Origin of the sequence: Plantibacter sp. 2H11-2 (assembly GCF_050031945.1) — a bacterium.
GTDB classification, from domain to species: domain Bacteria; phylum Actinomycetota; class Actinomycetes; order Actinomycetales; family Microbacteriaceae; genus Plantibacter; species Plantibacter auratus.
Window position 1 is genome coordinate 167664 of sequence record NZ_JBNBBL010000008.1, and the last position, 21417, is coordinate 189080.

Consider the following 21417-nt stretch of genomic DNA (forward strand, 5'->3'; position numbering starts at 1 on the left):
GGTGACCAACGTTACTGTCGTCTAACATGCAACATATGAGATATGAGCCTGATCATCGTCGTCCACCCGCTCCTCCCGTTCGACGGGCGGCAGACATGACGACCGTGCTCCATGTCACCGACTGCTACGCGGGTGGGATCCCCGTGGCGATCGAGGCCTACGTGCGGAATTCGCCGCCGGGTGTCGAACATCACCTGCTCGCGCAGATCCCGGACGGCGCCCCGCTCGACGAGACACTGTCCGACTGCTTCGCCTCCGTGACCGCGCTCGGGCGGCGGCCGCTCGCTGCCGTGCGAGCGATCCGGCGGGTGCGCCGTCGTACCGGGGCCGACATCGTGCACGCCCACTCGAGCTTCGCCGGTGCGTACGCGCGGGTCGCCCTGCGCAGCTCGCCGCGGACCCGCATCGTCTACACCCCGCACTGTTACGCGTTCGAGCGCGCCGACCTCTCCGTCTGGAGCCGCCGCATGTTCCGGGCCGTCGAGTGGCTGCTCTCGTTCAACGTGGAGACCATCGCTGCTTGTTCCGAGGGCGAGGCCGAAGCCGCGGAACGTCGCGGGCCCCTCCGGCCGCGCGTCGTCCACGTGCCGAACGTGGTCGCGGTTCCGCTGCCCGATGACCGCCGAGACGACCCAGGTCGGCACCGGCCGCTGCGGGTCGCGAGTCTCGGACGCATCGCTCCCCAGAAGGATCCGATGCGGTTCGCCGAAGCCATCGCGTCGATCCGGGCGAGCGGGGTCGAGGTGGCTCCCGTGTGGATGGGCGGCGGCCGCGTCGAGGACGTCACCCGGCTGGAGAGGGCTGGCGTCGACGTCACCGGATGGATCCCGCACGCCGAGGTGGGCTCGCGCCTCGTCCAGAGTGACGTCTACCTCCACACCGCCGCTTGGGAGGGCTTTCCCCTCGCCGTTCTGGAAGCCGTGCAGGCCGGCGTGCCGACGCTCGTCCGGCCGATCGCCGCGTTCGGAGTGGTCCCGGACGCCCTCACCCTCGAGGGCGGGCTCGAGGCGATGGTCGCCAGTCGGCTGGCCGGACCACAGGCGTTCGCCGCCTGGGCGGAGCGGAACGTCTCCCGCTGGTCGGAACGCCTCAAGGAACACACCCCGGCCCGCCAACGCGCGGCCCTCGCCGAGGCGTACCGGATACCGCGGGTGGCCTGATGCGCGTCGCGGTCGTGCAGTGGGGTCGGACCGGGGGAGGCCCGCTCTTCGCCCAGGAACTGGCTCAGGCGCTGCAGGAGGACGGCTGCGATGTCGTCGTGTCCTATTCCCTCGACGCCGAGGTGGTCGACCGGTTCGTGGCACTCGGTGTGCCGTCCTTCACGATCCGCACGTATCGCGACAAGCGCGGCGCGGTGCTCGGTCTCCCGCGTCTGCTCGGGGCGGCGTTCCGGCTCGACCGGTTCCTCCGGCGGCATCGCATCGACGTCGTCGTCATCGCCATCGAGCAGCTCTGGCAGGGGGTGGTCGCGCCCGTGTTCCGCTTCGGCGGTCGTCGGAGTCTGCTCTGCGTCCATGACGCGACGATGCACCCTGGGGACTTCTCGCGGCTCGAGCACCTCATGCGTCGTGCCGAGCGCCGGGCGGCGGACGGAGCGATCGTGTTCTCCGCCCCGGTCGCCGCCGCACTCGCGTCCCGTGGTGAGTTCCCCGCGGACCGCGTCCACGAGACCGTCCACGCCGCGTACCGTGTCGACGCGGGCCGTGCCGTGGTCCGGTCGACGTACCGGGAGGGTGTTCCGGTCGTCGGATGCTTCGGTCGGCTGTCGGCGTACAAGGGGCTCGGTCTCGGGGTGGGAGCGATCACCGAACTGCGACGTCGCGGGATCCGGGTCCGGTTGCGGGTCGTCGGGTCCGGGACCGACGACGCCCTCGAGCTCCTCCGACACGAGGACGACGAGCTCGAGAACCGCTGGGTCGGCCAGGAGGAGATCGCGCAGGTGATCGGTGGGTTCGACATCGCCCTGCTGCCGTACACCGAGGCCAGTCAGTCCGGGGTGCTCGCCTACGCGATGGCGCTCGGGGTGCCTTCCGTCGTGACGCCGGTCGGCGGCCTCGCCGAGCAGGCGATCGCGTCAGGATCCGGCATCGTGGCCACAGCGGTGACGTCCACCGCGCTCGCCGACGCGCTGGAGCAGATCATCGCCGACGCCGGTCGTTACCAGGCACTCTCTGCGGCCGGTGTGCTCGCCGCAGCGGGTCCGTTCTCCTGGGCGCGCGTCGCAGCCGACGTGCGTGTCGCGGCAGCATCCGTCGTGTCCACGGGTCGCTGAGCCCTACGGGATGCGGCGGATGTCGGCCCCCGCCGGGCTGACGCTCCCGTCGCTCCGGGCCGCAGGCTCAGGAGGAGGCACACGGCGACGATCAGCATCGGTGTGAGATGCCGGAGGAACGAGCCGTAGTCCGGCTCGAAGATCGACTGCACGATCAGGAACGCGAGGATCGCCGCGAACAACCGGTTCTGGAACGCCGTGAGGACCGACGAGCCGCGGGGTGCTCGGAACCTCGCCGACCCGATCGCGGCGATGAGTGATCCCCAGATGGCGAGCAGGACGAGCGCCACGACGAGGTAGATCGCCCCGCCGCGGAGCATCAGGGGGATCGGGATGATGAACGAGGCGAAGGTGAGGACACTGTTGACGAACCCCGACACGGGGCCGGCACCGGGGAAGAACTGCACGATCAGGGTGTTGACCGATTCCGCGGAGCGGTGCTCGTTCACCGTCAGGCGGTAATGGTCGAGGTCGACACCGACGATCAGCGGGAAGACGACGGAGAGCCCGGCGTAGAGCACGAGGACGACCGCCACGGTGGCCGTCCAGCCGCGCCGCGCCCGCAGCGCGAGACGGAGCGCGAGGTAGAGGCCGGCCACGAGGAACCAGTAAGTGCGGAAGCCCTGGGCGTACAGCAGCATCGCGACCACCGGCACCAGCTCGGCCGACAGACCTCGTCCGCGGTGGGCGATGAGGGCGAGTACCGCGCCCACGGTCAGCAGGTCCTTCGTGTACGCGCCGTGGTAGACGGCGGCGAGCGCGACGCAGCTGATGATGATGGCCCAGTCCACCCACTCGGCCGTCGTTGTCCGAGTGCGTGAGATCGCCACCGTCAGGACGAGCAGGTAGCTCGCGACACCGACGAGGGCGGCGAGCGTCGGCAGCTCGGCCAGGCCCATCCAGCGGTAGACCGCGGCGATGAGCTGGAACGACGAGTCTGCCTCGGTGAACGTCCCCCGGTTCACGCTGATGATCGTGCCCTCGTCGTTCGCGAAGTGCCCGGGCAGTCCTGGTTGCTCGGCTGCCACCCAAGCGAGCGCGAGGAGCGAGGCGATCATGAGGAGCGAACCGCCGACGAGCGGGCGGTCACGTTCCCGCCCGCCGATAACGGGCGTCCGTCGCGTCAGCTGCCGACGCCACACGGCATGGTGGGCGCTGGCGTCCGCGCGGGCCCTGGCCGCGTCCCGACGGGGCAGGTGCGCTGCTGGCTGCCCGGAGGTCACGGACGGATCGTGTGCTCGAAGCGCAACCTCGGCTGGAGGTCACCGAACCAGGTCTCCGCGTAGTTCGACAGCTTGCGGTTGTTGTTGTCGAGCGCGACGACCCGGCGGCCCATCTGCAGCCCGATGAGCATGGCGTGGAGGCGATCGGTGACGACCACCTCGCCGCGGCCGATCAGCCGGACGGCGGCGTCGAATCGACGTTCGGCTCGCCGCATCCACGCGGCATGGTCGCGCTCCATGAGGGGTTTCAACACCGGGTGCTTCGCCGCCCGCCAGCCGAGCCACTCGTGCGCCCGGAGGTCCAACGGGTCGGCCGGCCAGTCGGCGCTCTCGGAGCCCACGAGCCCACCCGCGCTCTCGCCGTCGGTCCGGGCGATGACGATGCGCCGCTGGGTCGGTTCGGGGGCGCTGATCGGGCCGAGGAGGTGCACCGCGTCCGGCGAGAGGCTGAGGTCGTCGACCTCGTCGCGGAGGAGGTCGTAGGAGGTCTGGTCGCGGACGGCGACCCGCAGCTTGGGCCGGGCGGCGAATCGTCGGGAGAACGCCCGGCGGTCTGCATCCGCGGGGAACACGACCGACTGCGGTGCCTGGATGAGCAACGTGTCGACCGGGAGACGCTCTGCGAGTTCGTAGCGAGCCTCGCTCAGCACCGGGTAGAGGCCTCCGAGATTGCCGCCGCCCTGGATGAGGACCGGGATCGACGAGTCCCGGACCCGCTCCGGCATGCTGCCGGCGCTCGAGGTGGTGCGGACCGCGATGTCGTGTGCGCGCCAGAACCTGGCCTGTCCGAGCGCGATGGCCGAGTCGCCCGAGTTCCGGTGATCGGGGAACTGTGTGTAGTGGAGTTCGGTGACACCGCGATGCAGCTCGACGAAGGAGGCTTCGGTGCGCTGTCGCATGGTCTCGAGGTAGGGCATGGGTACTCCGTCCGGATCGACACCGAGCGCTGTGCTGGAATCGGATACTTCAGTTGGTCGAATATATTATGCTCTATTGTCGCCGGGTCGTCTCGCGCGCCGGCGATCGACCTCGCCCGCCGCTGCTCGATCCGATGCACACCAGAACATCCCCAGGGAGGCCACCGTCATGCCCTTCGTCGAAGCCCGCCGCTGCTGGGAGCGACGGTGCTCGCGCATGGTCCTCGTCCTCGACCTCCTGGCCGTCACCCTGGCGCTCACCGTGACCCAGCTCCTGTGGTGGGACGCGTACTGGCGCGGGACCGTGGAGGTCGCGGGGCCGTTCGGACGCCTACACCTCGGATACCCGGCGGTCACCCTCGCGCTCGCCGTCGCATGGTGGTCGCCCCTGGCCGCGGCTCGATCGCGCCACCCGCGGGTCCTGGCGGACGGTTGGACGCCGTATCGACGGGTCGTGGTCGTGACGACGACGGTCTTCGGCACGGTGGCGATGGCGTCCTACCTCCTCAAGCTCGAGATCGGACGCGGGTTCCTGCTCACCGCCATGCCGCTCGGAGTCGCCCTCCTGCTGGCGGTCCGATGGGGCGCCCGTCGACACCTCCGTGCGCGGCGACGCGGAAGCGCACTCGTCTACCGCACGCTGCTCGTGGGTGACCGAGACCACGCGGTGCACGTCGCCGAGCGCATGCGCAGGGGCGACTGGGCCGGGCATCGGGTGGTCGGTGTCGCGACCCCGGGCATCGTCGACGACGACCGCATCGTGGATGCCCCGGTCCTCAGCGGACGACCGTCGATCGTCGATGCCGCCGAGGAGGTCCAAGCGGACACGGTGATCCTCGTCGGCCCCGTCGAACTCACCCCCACCGAGCTCCGCCGCCTCGGTTGGGACCTCAGCGAGCGCGGGGTGAAGTTCATCATCGCGCCGACGCTCACGGGGGTGGCCTCGACCCGCCTGTACCTCCAGGCGGTGGCCGGCATCCCGCTCATCCACGTCGACCACCTGGAGTTGTCCCGGCTCGAGGCGGCGGCGAAGCGGGCGTTCGACGTCGTCGGTTCCGCGATGCTGCTCCTGCTGCTGGCCCCGGTCATGCTCGCGGTCGCGCTCGCGGTGAAGACGACGAGTCGGGGGACCGTGCTGTACCGGCAGGAGCGCGTCGGCCTGCGCGGCCGCCCCTTCGAGATCCTGAAGTTCCGCTCGATGGCCGCAGACGCCGACACCGGCGCGGCCCTCGCCGTGCAGCAGCATGCGGACGAACTGCTCTCGAAGGCTCCGGACAACCCGCTCGTGACCCCGGTCGGACGGATCCTCCGGAAGTATTCGCTCGACGAGCTCCCGCAGTTGTTGAACGTCCTGGGCGGTTCGATGAGCCTCGTCGGCCCGCGGCCGCACCGTGGATGGGAGGTCGAACGCTACGATCTGCTCGCCCAGCGACGACTCCTGGCGAAGCCGGGTATGAGCGGGCTGTGGCAGGTCAGCGGGCGGTCCAACCTCTCCTGGGACGACTCGGTCGACCTCGACCTGTACTACGTGGAGAACCGGTCGGCCGCGATCGATCTGAAGATCCTCGCGCAGACGGTGCGAGCGGTCGTCGCCCCGGGAACCGATGCACGGTGATCCGGATCCGCGCGGGCCGGGTTCAGCGTTCGGGGAGTCTGTGCCGCCAGCTCAGCCCGCCGGCACCGATGACCGCGCAGACCACGAGGAGCAGCCAGCCGCCGCTCAGCAGCAGGCTGCTCTCCGCGGCGCCCGATGCGAGCAGGGTCACGACGATGAGCGCAGCCCAGACGTGCACGACGCTGCGCCGATTGGTCGCGATGAGCCAGGTCCGCACGAGCGCCAGGCCGCCGAGGAGGAGGAACAGGGCGAGCCCGATCAGTCCGAGCTGCAGGTACACGTCCAGGTAAGCGTTCAGCGCCGAGTCGTTCGCGCGGCCGAGGCCCGCGTCGATGAACCGGTACGGGACCGCATCGGAGACCCAGCCACCCGTCCATCCCCAGCCGTTGATCTCGCTCGGGGCCAGGCGTCGCAGGGTCTCCTGCCAGAGTGCGTAACGCTGCTCGATCTCGAGTCCGAGACCGAGGACGCGGAACACCTCGGATCGGAAGAAGTACCCGATGAGGCCGACGAGCGCGAGGACGGTGAGGAGGACGAACTGCCAGGTGCGGCGCAGTTCCGGACGGAGTTGCCGGAAGACGTAGAGCACGGCGGTCGCGATGCCGAGGGTCGCGGCGAGGAGCGCGATGCTCGGCGAGCGGGTGCCGAGGATGAGCCCGGCGGCGAGGGCGATGGACCCGATCGTCACCCCATGACGCACGGAACGGGTCCGCCACTCGACGACGAAGGTGACAAGACCGAGCAGAGCCGTGATGCCGAGAGCGCTCCGGCTTCCGAAGACCCCCTCCAACGGGCCACCGAAGGCGAGGTTCCCGCTGATCCCGAGGAACGGCAGCGGGGTGTCGATGAGGACGCCGCTCACGACCTCGAGTGCCAGTGAGGTGCCGAGGAGCGCTCGGAAGGCGGTGCCCGTCGCCCGGACGATCTGGATGGTGTCGCGGGTCAGCGCGATCACGATGGCGATGAAGGCCCACGCGAGCTGTCCGCCGATAGCGGGCACGGTCGCGAGCGGCGTGGCGCTCCACACCAGCGACAGCGCGCTCCAGGCGAGGAACAGCAGGACTGATATCGGCAGGAGGCCACGCCACTCGATGATGGGGAGGCGTGCGAGGAGGATGCCCGTACCGATCGTCGCGAGGCCCACGAGCATCGCGCTGAACCCGGCGACACCGATCAGGCTCGTGACGAGGTGCTCACCGAAGGCGGTCGCGACGGCGATGGTGGCGAACGCGGCGGCCAACGGCGCAGACGACAGGACGCGCGCGGCGACGGAGAACGCGTCGAAGTCCGCCGGTCTCACGCCGGGCTCATCCGTCGACGACGTCGCGGCGGTGCGCGAGTGCGAGGTCGGACGAGGCTGCGACGGTGGGGATCGGCCAGGCAGGTTCCTGCTTCGTCTTCACGACGAGGAGCACGAGGAGGACCCAGCCGGATTCGATGAGCAGTCGACTCTCCGCGACCGACTGCACGACGAGAGAGACCGCGATGAGGACGGGAGCGAGCGAGAGGGCCGTGTACGGCCGATGTGCGTCGAGGTCGACGCGCGGACGGTCGACGGCCAGGAACCAGGTGCGGGTCAACATGGACAGGACGACCGCGGCGAAGAGCACGAGGCCGACGATGCCGAGTTGGAACCAGACGTCGAGCCAGGCGTTGTGCGCCTGGAGCTGTCGGACGCCGCGTCGGATGACGAGGTCGGTGAAGAGCGGCTCCCACGGTGCCCACGGGCTCGAGAAGCCCCAACCGAAGACCGGCCGCTGTTCGATGAGGCGCCAGACGGTCGCCCAGATGTCGAGTCGACCGGTGAGGTCCGGGCTCTTCCCGAGGAGGCCGAGGAGTTGCGTCCGGAAGACGACCGCTCCCACCGCGCCGACGACCCCGATGCCGAGGAAGCCGAGGTACACCGGTGTCCTCGCCTCCGGGCGAGGTGCCCGACGGATCGCGAGTGCAGCGGCGAGGACCACCGCCGTCACCACAGCGGCGAGCAGGATGGTGGTGGAGAAGCTCAGGAGGAACATCACGACGGAGAGACCGAGGCGGATGAGCAGGGTCCAGCGACGTTCCGGGCCGGTCAGCGTGGCTGCGCCGGGCTCGTCGCGCCGCGCCGCCAGCCGAAGCCCGAAGACGATGATCCCGAGCAGCGCCACCACGGCGAGGAGGTTGGCGTTCCCCGAGATGCCCTGGATGCGTCCTCCGGAGAACAGGAGGTCCCGCGACCAGTAGTCGAGCAACGGCGGGTCCGCCGCGTCACCGGCGTAGAAGTTGGGGAGCACCGGGTGCCGGATGATCGCCGCGACGACGAACTCGAAGAGGAGGGAGAGTGACAGCACCCACGTCACGGCACGTCCGAGGACCCGGATGACCTCGGGCCAGGTGAAGCAGCCGGCGAGGGTCACGCCGAGGATGGTGCAGAGCGCCGCACCGAGCAGGGTCGCGGCTGTGCCGCTGGGGTAGGCGGACCAGGCGAGCGAGACGATCGACAGCGCCCCGTACCCGACGAGTGACCACGGCACCCGGGTGCGCCGCCACTTCGGGCGGACGACCATCAGGCACGCGAGCGCGGCGCCGCCTGAGACCAGGGCCACCGCCGTGTACCCCCAGATGGTGAAGAGGTTCGTCCAGAACGTCCCGGCGAGGACCGCGAACGTCGCGAACACGGCGACGTGCCTGACGACGAGCGCGCGTGTCGTCAGCGCTGCCGGCGGGCGGGGCGGGGCGGGTTCGGTTGACAGCATCGTGCCCCCAGGGTAGCGGCTGCGGCCGCCACCCAGGCCCTCGTCGAGCGCGGTGGTCAGACGAACGCCGCAGTGCCGGTGATGGCCCGCCCGACGATGAGCGCGTTCATCTCCCGCGTGCCCTCATAGCTGTAGAGGGCTTCGGCATCCGCGAAGAACCGGGCGGCGTGGTAGTCCAGCACGATGCCGTTCCCGCCCATGATCTCCCGTGCCCAGGCGACCGTCTCGCGCATCCGCGCGGTGCAGAACGCCTTGGCGAGCGCGGAGTGCTCGTCGCGCTGGGTGCCCTCGTCGAGCATCTGCGAGACCCGGACGCACATCGCCATCGACGCCGTGATGTTCCCGAGGCACTTCGAGAGGAGGTCCTGGATCAGCTGGTGGCCCGCGATCGGCTTGCCGAACTGCACGCGCTCCTTGGCGTAGGCGACCGCCGCCTCGTACGCGCCGACAGCGACGCCGACACTCGACCAGGCGACGCCGGCGCGGGTGAGCCGCAGGACCTTCGCCGTGTCGCGGAAGGAGTTCGCGTGCTGCAGCCGGAGGCGCTCGGGGACCCGGACGTCCTCGAGGGTGATGTCGGCGTTCTGCACCATGCGCAGGCTGATCTTGCCCTCGATCTTGGTCGCGGAGTAGCCGGGGGAGTCGGTCGGCACGATGAAGCCCTTCACCTGACCGTCGGCCGTGTCCTTCGCCCAGATGATCGTGATGTCACTGAAGGTCGCGTTGCCGATCCACCGTTTGGAGCCGGACAGGATCCAGTCGTCGCCGTCCCTCGTGGCCGTGGTGCGAAGCCCCTGTGCGCTGTCCGACCCCGACTGCGGCTCGGTGAGGCCGAACGCACCGAGGACCTCGCCCGAGGCGAGCTTCGGGAGCCACTCGTCCTGCTGCTCCTGCGAGCCGCACTCACTGATCGATCCCATGGTGAGACCGTCCTGCACGCCGACGAAGGTGGAGATCGACGCGTCGATCCGGGAGAGCTCCATCGAGGCGAGGCCGCGGAACACGGCGCTGTTCTCGAACGGCGTCGTCTCCGGCCAGGCCCACCTGGCGACGTCGAGCTCGAGGAGCGGGGTGATGAGGTGCTTCGGGAACTCGGCTCGCTCCCAGTACTCGTTCACGATCGGCTTCGCCTCGGTCTCGGCCCAGGCTCGGAGGCGGGCGATGGCCTCCTGCTCGGGAGCCGTCAGGAGGCTCTCGAAGCCGTAGAAGTCGCTGGCGAGGGGTTCGAAGATCATGGTCCGTTGCTCCATTGCGTCCGCTGGCGCCGGATCGGCGTCCCGGCCAGCCTAGGCAGGTGTGCTCGGCGCGGACAACGGCTTGGTAGTTTGGTGCACGGTGCCGGGCGACCGCGTCGCACGGCTTGTAGGACGACGCCAAGCGGCCCCAGGGTCCGGCTGGCGCGTCACCCTCGTCCGTCGAAAGGGCCCCACCATGTTCGTGCCGCTCCGTGCCACTCCTCGTGACTACGCGTGGGGGTCGTCGACGGCGATCGCGGAGGTGCTTGGGTCCGAGCCCTCGGGACGTCCGGAGGCGGAACTCTGGCTCGGCGCACACCCCGGGGCTCCGACGCCGATCGCGGATCCGCCGAGGGTGGGAGGGCACGCTGATCTCGAAAGCTGGCTCGCCGCCGATCCCGCCGCGCTCGGCGGGCACGGCTCGCTGCCGTTCCTCCTCAAGGTCCTCGCAGCGGCCCATCCGCTCTCGCTGCAGGCCCACCCCGACCTGCACCGGGCCGCCGCGGGCTTCGCCGCCGAGAACGCGCGAGGTGTGCCGCTCGACGCTCCGCACCGCAACTACAAGGACGCGCTCCACAAGCCGGAACTCATCGTCGCGCTCCGGGACGGCTTCGAGGCGCTCTGCGGCTTCCGCGAACTCGCCGCGACCGATGCGCTGCTCGTCGAGCTGGTGGCCTCGGCACCCGATCCGGCTGCGGCAGCGCGCATCACGATGCTCCGCGGGATGCTGGCCGTCCCCGACGGGCTCCGCGACACCGTGCGGATCCTGCTCGAACAGCTCCCCGGCGGGCTGCTCGACGCCCTCGTCGCGTCCGCCGCGGCTCCCGGGTCGGGTGCATTCGACGCCGAGCGGGCCCTGGTCGGGCGGCTCGCGGAGGAGTATCCGGGCGATCCCGGCATCGCGGTCGCCCTGCTCCTCAACCTCGTCACGTTGCGAGCCGGCGAAGCGCTCTACCTCCCCGCCGGCAACATCCACGCCTACCTCAGGGGGATCGGCGTCGAGCTCATGGCCGCGAGCGACAACGTCCTCCGCGGCGGGCTCACGCCGAAGCACGTCGACGTGCCCGAGCTGCTCGAGGTCCTGGAGTTCGAGCCGCGGCCGGTGCCGTGGCTGACCCCGACGGACCTGGGTGGGGGACGCAGCCTCTTCGTCCCGGACGTGCCGGACTTCGAGCTGCTGCGGGTGGATCTGCCCGCAGAGCCGTCCGAGCAGGATCCCTCGTTCCACCTCCCCGGACCCGGCATCGCGATCGTGACCGACGGTTCGGTGCGGATCACCGGAGCCACCTCGTCCATCGAGCTCGATCGAGGTGGCTACGCCTTCATCACGCCCGACGAGGCGGAACTGCGCTTCTCCGGGACCGGGACCCTCTTCCTCGCGACGACCCAGGGCTGACCGCCTGGCCGGCTGGTCCGGTCCACGCAGCTCAGGCGCTCTCCCGCGTCCCGAAACTCCGCCGGTAGGCGGCGGGCGTGGTGCCGAGGACGCGGTCGAAGTGGTGACGGAGGACGGCTGCGGTGCCGAACCCGGTGTCCGCCGCGATCCGCTCGACACCGTGGTCGGTCCGTTCGAGCATCTCCTGCGCTCGGAACAGGCGTTGCCGGTTCAACCAAGCGGCCGGCGTGCTGCCGAGTTCCGAGCGGAAGCGGCGTGCGAAGGTCCGCTCGGACATGTGCGCCTGCCGCGCGAGACGCCCGATGGGCAGGTCCTCGGCGAGGTGGTCGAGCATCCAGTCGACGACCGGGGCGAGCGACTCGCACTGCTGCGCCGCGACGGGGGAGAGGACGTACTGCGCCTGACCGCCGTCGCGCTGCGGCGGGACGACCATCCGGCGGGCGATGACGTTGGCGCTCGCCGCGCCGTACTCCTGTCGTACCAGGTGCAGGCACGCGTCGATGCCGGCAGCGGTCCCCGCGCCCGTGATGACCTTGCGGTCCTCGACGAACAGCACGTCGGGGTCGACGGTGGTGCCCGGGAACATGGTCTGCTGCTCGCTGGTGTACATCCAGTGGGTCGTGCTGCGGCGACCGTCGAGCAGCCCTGCCTGACCGAGGACGAACGATCCGCTGCACACGCTGAGGACCCAGGCGCCCCGTGCCTCCGCCGCTCGGAGGACGCCGAGGTAGGCCTCGTCGACCGCTCCGCCACGCGATCCGCCACGACCGGTGATCACCACGAGGTCCGCCTCGGCCGCGAAGGACAGGTCGTCGTCGACGATCATGTCGAAGCCCCGCGCACCGTCGTCGCTCAGGTTCATCCGGACCGGACCTGGGTCCTTCGTGACGATGCGGAGGTCGAAGGCGGGACCGCCCTGGTCCGACCGGTCGATGCCGAAGACCTCGCAGACGACGCTGAACTCGAACGGTTGCAGCCCCGGAATGGCGAGCAGGGCGACCTTCGACAGCATGGGACCTCCGGATGATCGATTTGGCAGGAATGTGCTGCTTTGCGTCCATCCTGCCACTGGTGGCAGTTTTTCGCTATTCCTAGAGATTCGGACATGTCCATCATCGCACTCGTCGTCGGCTTCCTCATCGTCCTCGTCGCGGTCGTCGCCTCCGCCGCGACCATCCGTGCCGTCCTGACGGACGGCTATCGCCGCGTCCCCGTCCGCCCCGCCGCACGGGGCACGCGCCTCCAGTAGTCTGGTCACTCCGTCTGCAGCACGGCAGGTGGAGGACTCCCTGGAGGAAGCATCGTGGCGTGGCTGGTGACGGGCGGAGCCGGATACATCGGAGCCCATGTGGTTCGGGCCTTCCAGGCGGAGGGGATCGACGTCGTCGTCCTCGACGACCTGTCGAGCGGGCACGAGCGCTTCGTCCCGGCCGGGGTGCCGTTCGTCCGCGGAACCCTGCTCGACGGCTCGGTCCTCGAGCGCACCTTCTCCGAGTTCGAGCTGAGCGGTGTCGTCCATGTCGCCGGGTACAAGTACGCGGGTGTCTCCGTGCAGCGCCCGCTCCACACCTACGCCCAGAACGTCACGGCCACCGCGATGCTGCTCGCCGCGATGGAGGAGCACCGGGTGGAGCGCATCGTCTTCTCGTCGAGCGCCGCGGTGTACGGGACGACGGACGTCGACCTGGTCACCGAGGACACCCCGAAAGCGCCCGAGTCGCCCTACGGCGAGTCCAAGCTCATCGGCGAGTGGCTGCTCCGCGACCAGGGTGTCGCCACCGGGCTGCGTCACACCTCGCTGCGGTACTTCAACGTCGTCGGTTCCGGGACGGACGAGGTCTACGACACGAGCCCACACAACCTCTTCCCACTCGTCTTCGACGCGCTTCTCGCCGGACGCACCCCCCGCATCAACGGTGACGACTACCCGACGCCGGACGGCACCTGCGTCCGCGACTACCTGCACGTCGCGGATCTCGCGGCCGCGCACGTCGCCGCAGCCAAGCGGCTCGATGCGGGTGAGTCCCTCGAGGCCGCCTACAACCTCGGGAGCGGCGACGGGTCGAGCGTCGGCGAGATCATGACCGCGATGGCGGAGGTGACCGGGATCGACTTCACCCCCGAGATCATGCCGCGGAGGGCGGGCGACCCCGCGCGGATCGTCGCGTCCGGTGCGCTCGCAGCTCGCGATCTCGACTGGCGGATGCGACACGATCTGCGCCAGATGGTGGAGAGCGCATGGCGGGCCAGGCGCGCCGCCGACTGACGTCGCGCGACCGCATGATCCGCCCAGGCAGGCCCCGACACCCAGTTCGGGTCACACCCGGCGCGTCGCGAACCCTCACCTCGTGATTGAGGCTTTACGATGTGCGACTTGACTCGACCATAACTACAAGGGTGTAATTATGTATCGCGCCGCGTGGCGCAGGGTACGACTAGGTGGGGAGACGGTATGGCGATTCCTGAGTATCGTGCCGGAGTACCCGACGACTGGTTCGTCGATCCGGTCAATCTCGGAGTCCCCGGCGTCCGTCAGCCCGCTGCCGAGGGCGAGGACGACACCCAGCTCTCCTGGCAGACCGACGCGCTGTGCGCGCAGACCGACCCTGAGGCGTTCTTCCCCGAGAAGGGTGGCTCCACGCGCGACGCGAAGCGGATCTGCACCAGCTGCGACGTCAAGTCGCAGTGCCTCGAGTACGCACTCGCGAACGACGAGCGCTTCGGCATCTGGGGTGGCCTGTCCGAACGCGAGCGTCGCAAACTCCGCAAACGCGCCGTCTGACCCGTCGCCGGACGCTGACCGAACCGCTCCCGACTCACCGGAACACCCCCGATTCGGGGCGCGCCCGCTCGGTTCCCGCTCTTCCGGCCGGACCCGCTTAGTCTGAATCCGATGTCTCCCCGAGTAACGGCGATTCTCGTGGTGCGCGACGGCTCAGAGCCGCTCGCACGCACGCTCGACGCCCTCCGTGCCCAGACCCGTCCGGCGGACGGGATCATCGCCGTCGCCACCCGCGCGAGTGAGGCGACGATCGAGGAACTCGGTCGCGTCCCCGGCATGAAGCTCGTGACCTCGACCGAGGACCTCAGCTTCGCGCAAGCTGTGGCCGCCGGCGTCCGCGTCACCGATCAGCCGGAGGACGCCGAGCAGATGCTCTGGTTGCTCTCCGAGGACACGGCTCCCGAGCCGACGGCGCTCGCGGCCCTGTTGGGCGCCCTCGAGGTCTCGCCGTCCGTCGGTGTGGCCGGCCCGAAGATCCTCGACTGGGACGACGCGTCGTTCCTCCGTCGCTACGGTGAGACCATCACCACCCTCGGGGCGGCGGTCCCGGTGGTCGAGGACGAGCTCGACCAGGCCCAGCACGACACGATGAACGACGTGATGGCGGTCGGTCCGGCCGGCATGCTCGTGCGCCATCAGCTGTGGGACCAGTTGGGCGGCTTCGACCAGGCCCTCGTGGCGGACGACGCCCTCGACTTCTGCATCAGGACCCGCCTCGCGGGCTACCTGGTCGCGGTCGTGCCGACGGCGCGGGTCGCCTCCGCCGGCGAAGGCATCGCCGGGCCCTCCTGGTCGAACCGGCTCGGCGCGCGTCGTCGTCGCCATCGCCAGGCCCGCGCCGCACAGCTCCACCGGCGTCTCGTCTATGCACCCGGGATCATGGTCCCCGTGCACTGGCTCAGCCTCGTGCCCCTCGCCATCCTGCGGGTCATCGGCCACTTCGTGAAGAAGCAACCCGAGCTCGTGCTGGGCGAGCTCTCGGCGGCGTTCGCCGTCGCGTTCTCCGGAACGAAGGTCGGGAGTGCCCGGCGCCAGCTCGCGAAGAACCGCACCTTGGGCTGGTCGAGCATCGCCGGCTTGCGGATGCGACTCGACGAGGTCCGACGCAAACGCGCGCTCGCGCGGGAGGCGACGCAGATCGGCTTCATCGGTGAGGAACGCGACCTCCGCTTCTTCTCCGGCGGAGGCGCCTGGGTCGTCCTCGCGACGGCGGTCATCGGAGCGGCGATCCTCGCTCCGCTCCTTGGAGCCACGTACCTCACCGGTGGGGGACTCCTCCCGCTCTCGGCGACCGTCGGCGAACTCTGGCAGCACATCGGCTTCGGGTGGCGCGACGTCGGCCTCGGCTTCGTCGGTGCCGCCGACCCGTTCAGTGCGGTCCTCGCGGTGCTCGGGACCATCACCTTCTGGCAGCCTTCGTTCTCCCTGGTCCTGCTCTTCCTGCTCGCGCTGCCGCTCTCGGCGCTCGGCGCCTGGTTCGCCGCCACCCGGCTCACGGAGCGCAGCGGTCCTCGTGCGGTGGCGGCGCTGCTCTGGGCGCTCGCCCCGACGCTCCTGACCGCGCTCGCCGACGGTCGTCCCGCCGCCGTCATCGTCCATGTCCTGCTGCCCTGGCTCTTCTACGCGGGTGTGGTCGCGTCCCGGTCGTGGGCCGCAGCCGGCACGAGCGCCTTCCTGTTCGCAGCGATCACAGCGAGCTCGCCGTCCCTCGCCCCGGCGTTGCTCGTCATCTGGGTCGTCGCGATGGTCTTCGCCGGTCGAGGTGTCGCCAGGGTCGGACTCGTCCCGATCCCCGCCATCGCGCTGTTCGCCCCGCTCATCTGGCAGCAGGGGCTCCATCGCGACAACTGGCTCGGACTCCTCGCCGACCCGGGCGTCGCGACGCCCGGGTCAGCGGCGTCCGGCTGGCAACTGTCCCTCGGCTTCCCCGGCGGCAGCCTGGGTGGATGGAGCCAGCTCGGCGCAGCGCTCGGGCTGCCGGGTGCGACTCCCGCCATCGTGGTACCCGCGCTGCTCGCGCCACTCGCGATCGTCGCTCTGCTGGCCCTGTTCCTCCCGGGCTCCAGACGGGCCGTCCCGTTGCTGATCGCGGCGTTCCTCGGACTCGTGTCGGCGGTGTTCGCCACGCATCTCCTCCTCGCCTCCGCCGCCGGAACGGCCGTCCCCGTCTGGGCCGGCGCGGCGATCAGCCTCTACTGGCTCGGGATCGTGGGCGCTGCGACCCTCGGCCTCGACCGCATCCCGCGGTTCCGGGCTGTCCCGGCGCTCGTCATGGTCCTCGCCGCCGCGGTGATCGCCCTCCCGCTCGCCCTCGCCCAGCCCCTCGGCACCTCGGTGGTCCGCGAGAGCTCCGGTCGCCAGTTGCCCGCCTACGTGACGGCCGCGACGCAAACCGATCCTCGGCTCGGCACCCTCGTCATCACGCCCGGCGACGACGGGACCATCACCGCGGTCGTCATCCGTGGCCAGGGGGAGACGCTCGACGGCCAGTCGACGATCGCCCAGACGGCCCCAGGCGTGTCCTCGGACGACCGCGTCGTCGCCGAGCTCGCCGGCAACCTCGCGTCGCAGAGCGGACTGGACCCGACGGAGACCCTCGTCGAGCACGGCATCGCCTTCGTGCTGCTGTCGCCGGTCGCAGACGGCGAGGAGCAGACGGTGGCGGGTCAGACCGCCGGCCGCGCGACGAGTGCGCTCGACGCCAACGCAGCGCTGGTCGCCGTCGGCGACACGACGAGCGGGACGCTCTGGCGCACCGTCGCGGACGTCGGCACCGGCCCCGAGCTCCCCACGTCCAACGTGCTCGGCACCCTCATCGGTGTCGGCCTGGGCGTCGTGTTCCTCATCACCCTGCTCCTGAGCATCCCCAACGGTGCGTCCCGCGACGGGTACCGCGCGGGATCCAGGAAGCCGGCGAAGCTGAAGGGCCGTGCCGCTCGTAAGGCGGCCGCCTCCGGGGCGACGGTCGCGGTGATCGACGACGACGCGACCGGCACCTATGACGACGAGGAACCGACCGCCGATCTCGACGACGAGGCGGAGGGATCCGAGTCGGCCGACACCGCCGACGCGTCGACCCGCCCGCCCAAGCCGCGCTGGTGGCGTCGGGGTCAGGCCTCCGCCGAGGCGCCCGCGCCCGCGGCGGTGACTGCCGAACCAGCCGATGACGCCGAGTCCGTCGACGACCGTGCATCGACCGTCGACACCGGGTCGGCCGACGACACCGTCGCTCGCGATGAAACCGTGCCGGTCGCGGACGACACCGTCGACACGGACCGCGACGTGACCGGGTCGACTCCAGACGCCGACGCCGACACGAACACCACAGCCGACGAGGTCCCCGACGAACCGGCGGTCGCCACGGGCGATGTCGCCGTGCCCGATCCGGATCCGAGCGACTCCACCGAGACGACGCCGGATCCCGACACCACCCGCCGGGACACCCCGGGAACGGAGCAGCCGCATGCCCAGTAAGCGCGGAGTCGCCATCACCTCCGGTCGGATCGTCACCGGCCTCGTCGGGATCGGGATCGCCGCGGTCACGATCGCAGCGGCTGGGCAGCTGCCCCTCCCGACGGTCGAGATCGCCCCTCAGGACATCCGAGTCACCCCGGTGGCCGGCGACCAGTCGGTCGTGTGCCCGGGGCCGCTGCTCGCCCTGGCCCAGGACGCGACGGCCGCCACGGCAGCCGGCTCCTTCGGCCCGGCGAGTGTCGACTTCGGAGCGAACGGGGTGACGCCCACGACGAGTGAGCTGGCAGCACCCGACAACACGAGCGGTGCGGCGGACGGCGGACCCACGGTGATCACCGTCCCCGGCGCGACCGACGGCACGGTGACGCCCCTGAGTGGCGCGCAGTCGCAGATCGCCGCCGAAGCCGAGGTCGCCGGTCTGGCGGCCGCCGCCTGCACACCGGCATCGGCCGAGAGCTGGCTCGTCGGTGGTTCGAGCGACATCGGTCGTACCACCCTGATCCTCTTGAGCAACCCGTCGGCCGTCGACGCGAACGTGACCCTCGAGGTCTTCGGTGCCGCCGGGCGGATCGACGCTCCGGGTGCCGCCGGGATCGTCGTCGCCACCGGCACGCAGCGCGTGATCGCCCTCACCGGCCTCGCACCCAACGAGCCGACCCCGGTCGTGCACGTGACGAGCGAGGGCGGCCAGGTGGTGGCCGCGCTCCAGCAGAGCACGGTCCGCGTCCTGACCCCCGGTGGCGTCGAGGTCCAGGGGCCGACCGCGTCGCCTTCGACCGACCTCGTGATCCCCGGCGTCGTCGTCACGGCCCCCGCGGCCGCAGGGGCGAGCTCCGACACCGCGTCCGTCGACGACCGGGCCACGGCCCTCAGACTGTTCGCGCCGGGATCCGAGCCAGCCGACGTCGTCATCACCGCCACCCGAGAGAACGCGAAGGACGAGCCGATCGTCATCGACGCGACCATCCAGCCGGGCGTTCCCGGTGAGATCGCCCTGGCCGAACTCCCGGCCGGTGAGTTCTCGCTGGAGGTCACCTCGACCCGACCGGTGGTCGCGGCGGCCCGGACGAACTCGCGCGGCGGAACGCTCGAGGACTTCGCCTGGTTCGGAGCGACGCCCGCACTCGACGACACCGCGGCCCTCACGGTCCCCACCGGGCCGGGGCAGAAGCTCCACGTCTTCAACCCGTCTGGCTCCGACGCCGAACTCACGTTGACGGGGGCTGACGGCAAGGAGACCACGGCGAAGGTCGGCGCTGGAGCGGCGGTGACCATCGGCGTCGGCGCCGGTCAGAGCTACGTCCTCGCCGGGGCCGACGGCCTCCACGCCTCGATCAGTCTCGCCGCGGCGGGGCGGCTCACGTCGCTGCCGGTCACGCCGCCGAACCCGCTGGCGGCGCCGATCAGCGTCTACCCGCGCTGACCGCGGCGGCCTCGGGTCAGAGGAACCGGTACCGTTCCGGCCCGAGGTCCCAGGGGTCCTTGCCGAGGAGCTCGGCGACGGCGCGGAACACGCAGCTCTCCACCATCATGCGCTGATGCAGCTCGTCGTTCCGGTGGAGCTTGCTCATCCGCTGGATGGGCAACCGGTACAGGATGATCCGTCGGCGTGCTCGGTCGACGAACCAGCGGTCGACGCCGTCCGTCCCGGAGTTCTGCGCCGGCATCGCGCCGACCTCGAACCGGACGTCGGCGAGTTCGGCGGGCCAGGCTCCGCGGAGGTAGTCGGCGGTGGTGGCGACCGTCAGGTCGAACTGGTCGATCCGGGTGTCGATCGGTGGCACGTCCGGTCCGACGACGCTCGAACGACCGTTGCGACCGTGCCGTGATCGGCGGCGCGAGAGGGCGCCTCGCGTCTCCTCGTCAGCCTGCGCCATGCGTCCAGTCTAGGTGTCGTCGGCGGCCCGGTTCAGACCCGCTCGACCGGCGAGCCGGACGGTGCCGCCGGCGCCCCCGGGCTACGCTGGGGCAAATGGTGGACAGGATGTGTTCGAAGGTCGGCTGCTCGCGCGAGCCCGTGGCGACGCTGACCTACGACTACCGCGACTCGATGGCCGTCCTCGGTCCGCTGAGCATCGAGAAGAGCCCGCACAGCTACGACCTCTGCTCCATCCACGCCGTACGGCTGAGCGTGCCGCAGGGGTGGAGCGTCGTGAAGCACAGCGTCCTCGGCGACGTCGGCTACGGCTCCTGACCGTCGGCGCGCCACCGCTCCGTGCCGATCTCGGACCCGACATGAAGGTCCACGACGCCTGACGGTCTGCGAGAATGGCGTCATGAGTTCTTCCGCACCGACTGCCCCCACGACCACCCTGCCCTACAAGGTGGCCGACCTGTCGCTCGCCGAGGCCGGCCGACACCAGCTCCGCCTCGCCGAGAACGAGATGCCCGGCCTGATGGCCCTCCGCGAGGAGTTCGGCGCGAGCCAGCCGCTCGCCGGTGCCCGCATCGCCGGTTCGCTGCACATGACGGTGCAGACCGCGGTGCTCATCGAGACACTCGTCGCGCTCGGTGCCCAGGTGCGCTGGGCGAGCTGCAACATCTTCTCGACCCAGGACGAGGCGGCGGCGGCCGTCGCCGTCGGTCCGCACGGGACCGTCGAGGCACCGGCCGGTGTGCCGGTCTTCGCTTGGAAGGGCGAGACGCTCGAAGAGTACTGGTGGTGCACCGAGCAGATCTTCGACTGGTCGACCGAGGCCGCCACGGCCGGAGCCGAGTGGACCGGACCCAACCTCATCCTCGACGACGGCGGCGACGCGAGCATGCTCGTCCACCAGGGCCGTCGGTTCGAGCTGGCCGGAGCGGTCCCCGACACGACCGACGCCGACAGCCACGAGTACAGCATCGTCCTCGACGTGCTCCGTCGTTCGCTCGCCGGCAGCAGCGATCGTTGGACGAAGGTCGCCGCCGACATCCTCGGCGTAACGGAGGAGACCACCACCGGTGTCCACCGCCTCTACGAGCTGGCGAAGCAGGGTGAGCTGCTGTTCCCAGCGATCAACGTGAACGACTCGGTCACGAAGAGCAAGTTCGACAACAAATACGGCATCCGGCACTCGCTGCCGGACGGCCTCAACCGCGCGACCGACGTGCTCATCGGTGGCAAGGTCGTCTTCGTCGCGGGCTACGGCGACGTCGGCAAGGGTGCAGCTGAGGCCCTCCGCGGCCAGGGCGCTCGGGTCATCGTCTCCGAGGTCGATCCGATCTGCGCCCTCCAGGCGTCGATGGACGGCTTCCAGGTCGCGACCCTCGAGAGCGTCGCCGACCAGGTCGACATCATCGTGACGTGCACCGGCAACTTCAATGTCGTCACCCTCGATCACATCCTCGCGCTCAAGCACCTCGCGATCGTCTCGAACGTCGGGCACTTCGACAACGAGATCGACATGGCCTCGCTCGAGGCGCTCGAGGGCGCCGAGAAGATCGAGATCAAGCCCCAGGTCCATGAGTGGCGCCTCCCCACGGGGCGCAGCGTCCTCGTGCTCAGCGAGGGACGACTCATGAACCTCGGGAACGCGACGGGGCACCCCTCGTTCGTGATGAGCAACTCCTTCACGAACCAGGTGCTCGCACAGCTCGAGCTCTGGACGCGGATCGAGGAGTACCCGATCGGCGTGTACGTGCTGCCGAAGCACCTCGACGAGAAGGTCGCTCGCCTGCACCTCGACGCGCTCGGCGTGCAGCTGACGACCCTCACGGGCGAGCAGGCCGACTACATCGGCGTGCCGGTCGAGGGCCCGTACAAGGTCGACCACTACCGCTACTAGG

At 70.4% G+C, this 21417-nt stretch carries 18 protein-coding genes; 11 read left to right on the forward strand and 7 right to left on the reverse strand.

Annotation, left to right across the window (positions count from 1 at the left end; genetic code table 11):
• Positions 1 to 95 precede the first annotated feature (95 nt).
• Complete coding sequence (locus ACQG07_RS15770; RefSeq protein ID WP_426738774.1) at positions 96 to 1160, forward strand: glycosyltransferase family 4 protein; 1065 nt, start codon at positions 96 to 98, stop codon at positions 1158 to 1160.
• Complete coding sequence (locus tag ACQG07_RS15775; RefSeq protein ID WP_426738775.1) at positions 1160 to 2272, forward strand: glycosyltransferase family 4 protein; 1113 nt, start codon at positions 1160 to 1162, stop codon at positions 2270 to 2272. The genes ACQG07_RS15770 and ACQG07_RS15775 overlap by 1 nt, the downstream gene beginning before the upstream one ends.
• Here the strand turns inward: ACQG07_RS15775 and ACQG07_RS15780 are convergent.
• Positions 2158 to 3495 (reverse strand): hypothetical protein, encoded by a 1338-nt coding sequence (locus ACQG07_RS15780; RefSeq protein ID WP_426738776.1) that lies wholly within the window; start codon positions 3493 to 3495, stop codon positions 2158 to 2160. The genes ACQG07_RS15775 and ACQG07_RS15780 overlap by 115 nt on opposite strands.
• A complete protein-coding gene (locus ACQG07_RS15785; protein WP_124769658.1) occupies positions 3492 to 4412 on the reverse strand; it encodes a polysaccharide pyruvyl transferase family protein in 921 nt (306 codons plus the stop codon). The genes ACQG07_RS15780 and ACQG07_RS15785 overlap by 4 nt, the downstream gene beginning before the upstream one ends.
• 169 nt (positions 4413 to 4581) lie before the next feature.
• On the opposite strand from ACQG07_RS15785, the gene ACQG07_RS15790 reads away from it, so the two are divergent.
• The gene (locus tag ACQG07_RS15790) at positions 4582 to 6027 is read left to right on the forward strand and encodes a sugar transferase (protein WP_426738777.1); all 1446 of its coding nucleotides are present in this window, start codon (positions 4582 to 4584) and stop codon (positions 6025 to 6027) included.
• 22 nt (positions 6028 to 6049) lie between these two features.
• On the opposite strand, the gene ACQG07_RS15795 is transcribed toward ACQG07_RS15790, so the two are convergent.
• The 3 genes from ACQG07_RS15795 to ACQG07_RS15805 are packed head-to-tail and all read right to left on the reverse strand — an operon-like array spanning position 6050 to position 9997.
• Positions 6050 to 7327 (reverse strand): O-antigen ligase family protein, encoded by a 1278-nt coding sequence (locus ACQG07_RS15795; protein WP_274500741.1) that lies wholly within the window; start codon positions 7325 to 7327, stop codon positions 6050 to 6052.
• 7 nt (positions 7328 to 7334) lie between these two features.
• Complete coding sequence (locus ACQG07_RS15800; protein ID WP_274500742.1) at positions 7335 to 8762, reverse strand: O-antigen ligase family protein; 1428 nt, start codon at positions 8760 to 8762, stop codon at positions 7335 to 7337.
• 56 nt (positions 8763 to 8818) lie between these two features.
• Complete coding sequence (locus ACQG07_RS15805) at positions 8819 to 9997, reverse strand: acyl-CoA dehydrogenase family protein (RefSeq protein WP_086474313.1); 1179 nt, start codon at positions 9995 to 9997, stop codon at positions 8819 to 8821.
• A gap of 196 nt (positions 9998 to 10193) precedes the next feature.
• On the opposite strand from ACQG07_RS15805, the gene manA reads away from it, so the two are divergent.
• Positions 10194 to 11393: a mannose-6-phosphate isomerase, class I gene (manA, locus tag ACQG07_RS15810; protein WP_426738778.1), complete on the forward strand. Its 1200-nt coding sequence runs from the start codon at positions 10194 to 10196 to the stop codon at positions 11391 to 11393.
• A 31-nt stretch (positions 11394 to 11424) separates the two neighbouring features.
• On the opposite strand, the gene ACQG07_RS15815 is transcribed toward manA, so the two are convergent.
• Positions 11425 to 12405, reverse strand: coding sequence for a GlxA family transcriptional regulator (locus ACQG07_RS15815; protein WP_426738779.1), 981 nt, complete (start codon positions 12403 to 12405; stop codon positions 11425 to 11427).
• 93 nt (positions 12406 to 12498) lie between these two features.
• On the opposite strand from ACQG07_RS15815, the gene ACQG07_RS15820 reads away from it, so the two are divergent.
• From ACQG07_RS15820 to ACQG07_RS15840, 5 genes are all read left to right on the forward strand, one after another.
• Positions 12499 to 12642, forward strand: a complete 144-nt coding sequence (locus tag ACQG07_RS15820) for a hypothetical protein (protein WP_159879355.1) — start codon at positions 12499 to 12501, stop codon at positions 12640 to 12642.
• A gap of 54 nt (positions 12643 to 12696) precedes the next feature.
• Positions 12697 to 13659 (forward strand): UDP-glucose 4-epimerase GalE, encoded by a 963-nt coding sequence (gene galE / locus ACQG07_RS15825; protein ID WP_159879353.1) that lies wholly within the window; start codon positions 12697 to 12699, stop codon positions 13657 to 13659.
• Between the two features lie 186 nt (positions 13660 to 13845).
• Entirely contained in the window at positions 13846 to 14175 is a 330-nt protein-coding gene (locus ACQG07_RS15830) for a WhiB family transcriptional regulator (RefSeq protein WP_079002812.1), read from the forward strand.
• A 111-nt stretch (positions 14176 to 14286) separates the two neighbouring features.
• Positions 14287 to 17649, forward strand: coding sequence for a glycosyltransferase (locus ACQG07_RS15835; protein WP_192006750.1), 3363 nt, complete (start codon positions 14287 to 14289; stop codon positions 17647 to 17649).
• The gene (locus ACQG07_RS15840; protein WP_124769649.1) at positions 17639 to 19072 is read left to right on the forward strand and encodes a DUF5719 family protein; all 1434 of its coding nucleotides are present in this window, start codon (positions 17639 to 17641) and stop codon (positions 19070 to 19072) included. Before ACQG07_RS15835 ends, ACQG07_RS15840 begins: the two co-directional genes overlap by 11 nt.
• Positions 19073 to 19088: 16 nt before the next feature.
• On the opposite strand, the gene ACQG07_RS15845 is transcribed toward ACQG07_RS15840, so the two are convergent.
• Positions 19089 to 19526, reverse strand: coding sequence for a metallopeptidase family protein (locus tag ACQG07_RS15845; protein WP_064295223.1), 438 nt, complete (start codon positions 19524 to 19526; stop codon positions 19089 to 19091).
• 107 nt (positions 19527 to 19633) lie between these two features.
• On the opposite strand from ACQG07_RS15845, the gene ACQG07_RS15850 reads away from it, so the two are divergent.
• Positions 19634 to 19843, forward strand: coding sequence for a DUF3499 family protein (locus tag ACQG07_RS15850; RefSeq protein WP_369808449.1), 210 nt, complete (start codon positions 19634 to 19636; stop codon positions 19841 to 19843).
• A gap of 82 nt (positions 19844 to 19925) precedes the next feature.
• Entirely contained in the window at positions 19926 to 21416 is a 1491-nt protein-coding gene (gene ahcY / locus ACQG07_RS15855) for an adenosylhomocysteinase (RefSeq protein WP_079707263.1), read from the forward strand.
• The last annotated feature ends 1 nt before the right edge of the window (position 21417 follow it).

Bases quoted from the DNA above. Each gene is read 5' to 3' on its own strand.
- ACQG07_RS15770 (WP_426738774.1), top strand. From the start codon at position 96: ATGACGACCGTGCTCCATGTCACCGACTGCTACGCGGGTGGGATCCCC.
- ACQG07_RS15775 (WP_426738775.1), top strand. From the start codon at position 1,160: ATGCGCGTCGCGGTCGTGCAGTGGGGTCGGACCGGGGGAGGCCCGCTC.
- ACQG07_RS15785 (WP_124769658.1), bottom strand. From the start codon at position 4,412: ATGCCCTACCTCGAGACCATGCGACAGCGCACCGAAGCCTCCTTCGTC.
- ACQG07_RS15790 (WP_426738777.1), top strand. From the start codon at position 4,582: ATGCCCTTCGTCGAAGCCCGCCGCTGCTGGGAGCGACGGTGCTCGCGC.
- ACQG07_RS15800 (WP_274500742.1), bottom strand. From the start codon at position 8,762: ATGCTGTCAACCGAACCCGCCCCGCCCCGCCCGCCGGCAGCGCTGACG.
- ACQG07_RS15805 (WP_086474313.1), bottom strand. From the start codon at position 9,997: ATGATCTTCGAACCCCTCGCCAGCGACTTCTACGGCTTCGAGAGCCTC.
- manA (WP_426738778.1), top strand. From the start codon at position 10,194: ATGTTCGTGCCGCTCCGTGCCACTCCTCGTGACTACGCGTGGGGGTCG.
- ACQG07_RS15815 (WP_426738779.1), bottom strand. From the start codon at position 12,405: ATGCTGTCGAAGGTCGCCCTGCTCGCCATTCCGGGGCTGCAACCGTTC.
- ACQG07_RS15820 (WP_159879355.1), top strand. From the start codon at position 12,499: ATGTCCATCATCGCACTCGTCGTCGGCTTCCTCATCGTCCTCGTCGCG.
- ACQG07_RS15830 (WP_079002812.1), top strand. From the start codon at position 13,846: ATGGCGATTCCTGAGTATCGTGCCGGAGTACCCGACGACTGGTTCGTC.
- ACQG07_RS15835 (WP_192006750.1), top strand. From the start codon at position 14,287: ATGTCTCCCCGAGTAACGGCGATTCTCGTGGTGCGCGACGGCTCAGAG.
- ACQG07_RS15840 (WP_124769649.1), top strand. From the start codon at position 17,639: ATGCCCAGTAAGCGCGGAGTCGCCATCACCTCCGGTCGGATCGTCACC.
- ACQG07_RS15845 (WP_064295223.1), bottom strand. From the start codon at position 19,526: ATGGCGCAGGCTGACGAGGAGACGCGAGGCGCCCTCTCGCGCCGCCGA.
- ACQG07_RS15850 (WP_369808449.1), top strand. From the start codon at position 19,634: ATGTGTTCGAAGGTCGGCTGCTCGCGCGAGCCCGTGGCGACGCTGACC.
- ahcY (WP_079707263.1), top strand. From the start codon at position 19,926: ATGAGTTCTTCCGCACCGACTGCCCCCACGACCACCCTGCCCTACAAG.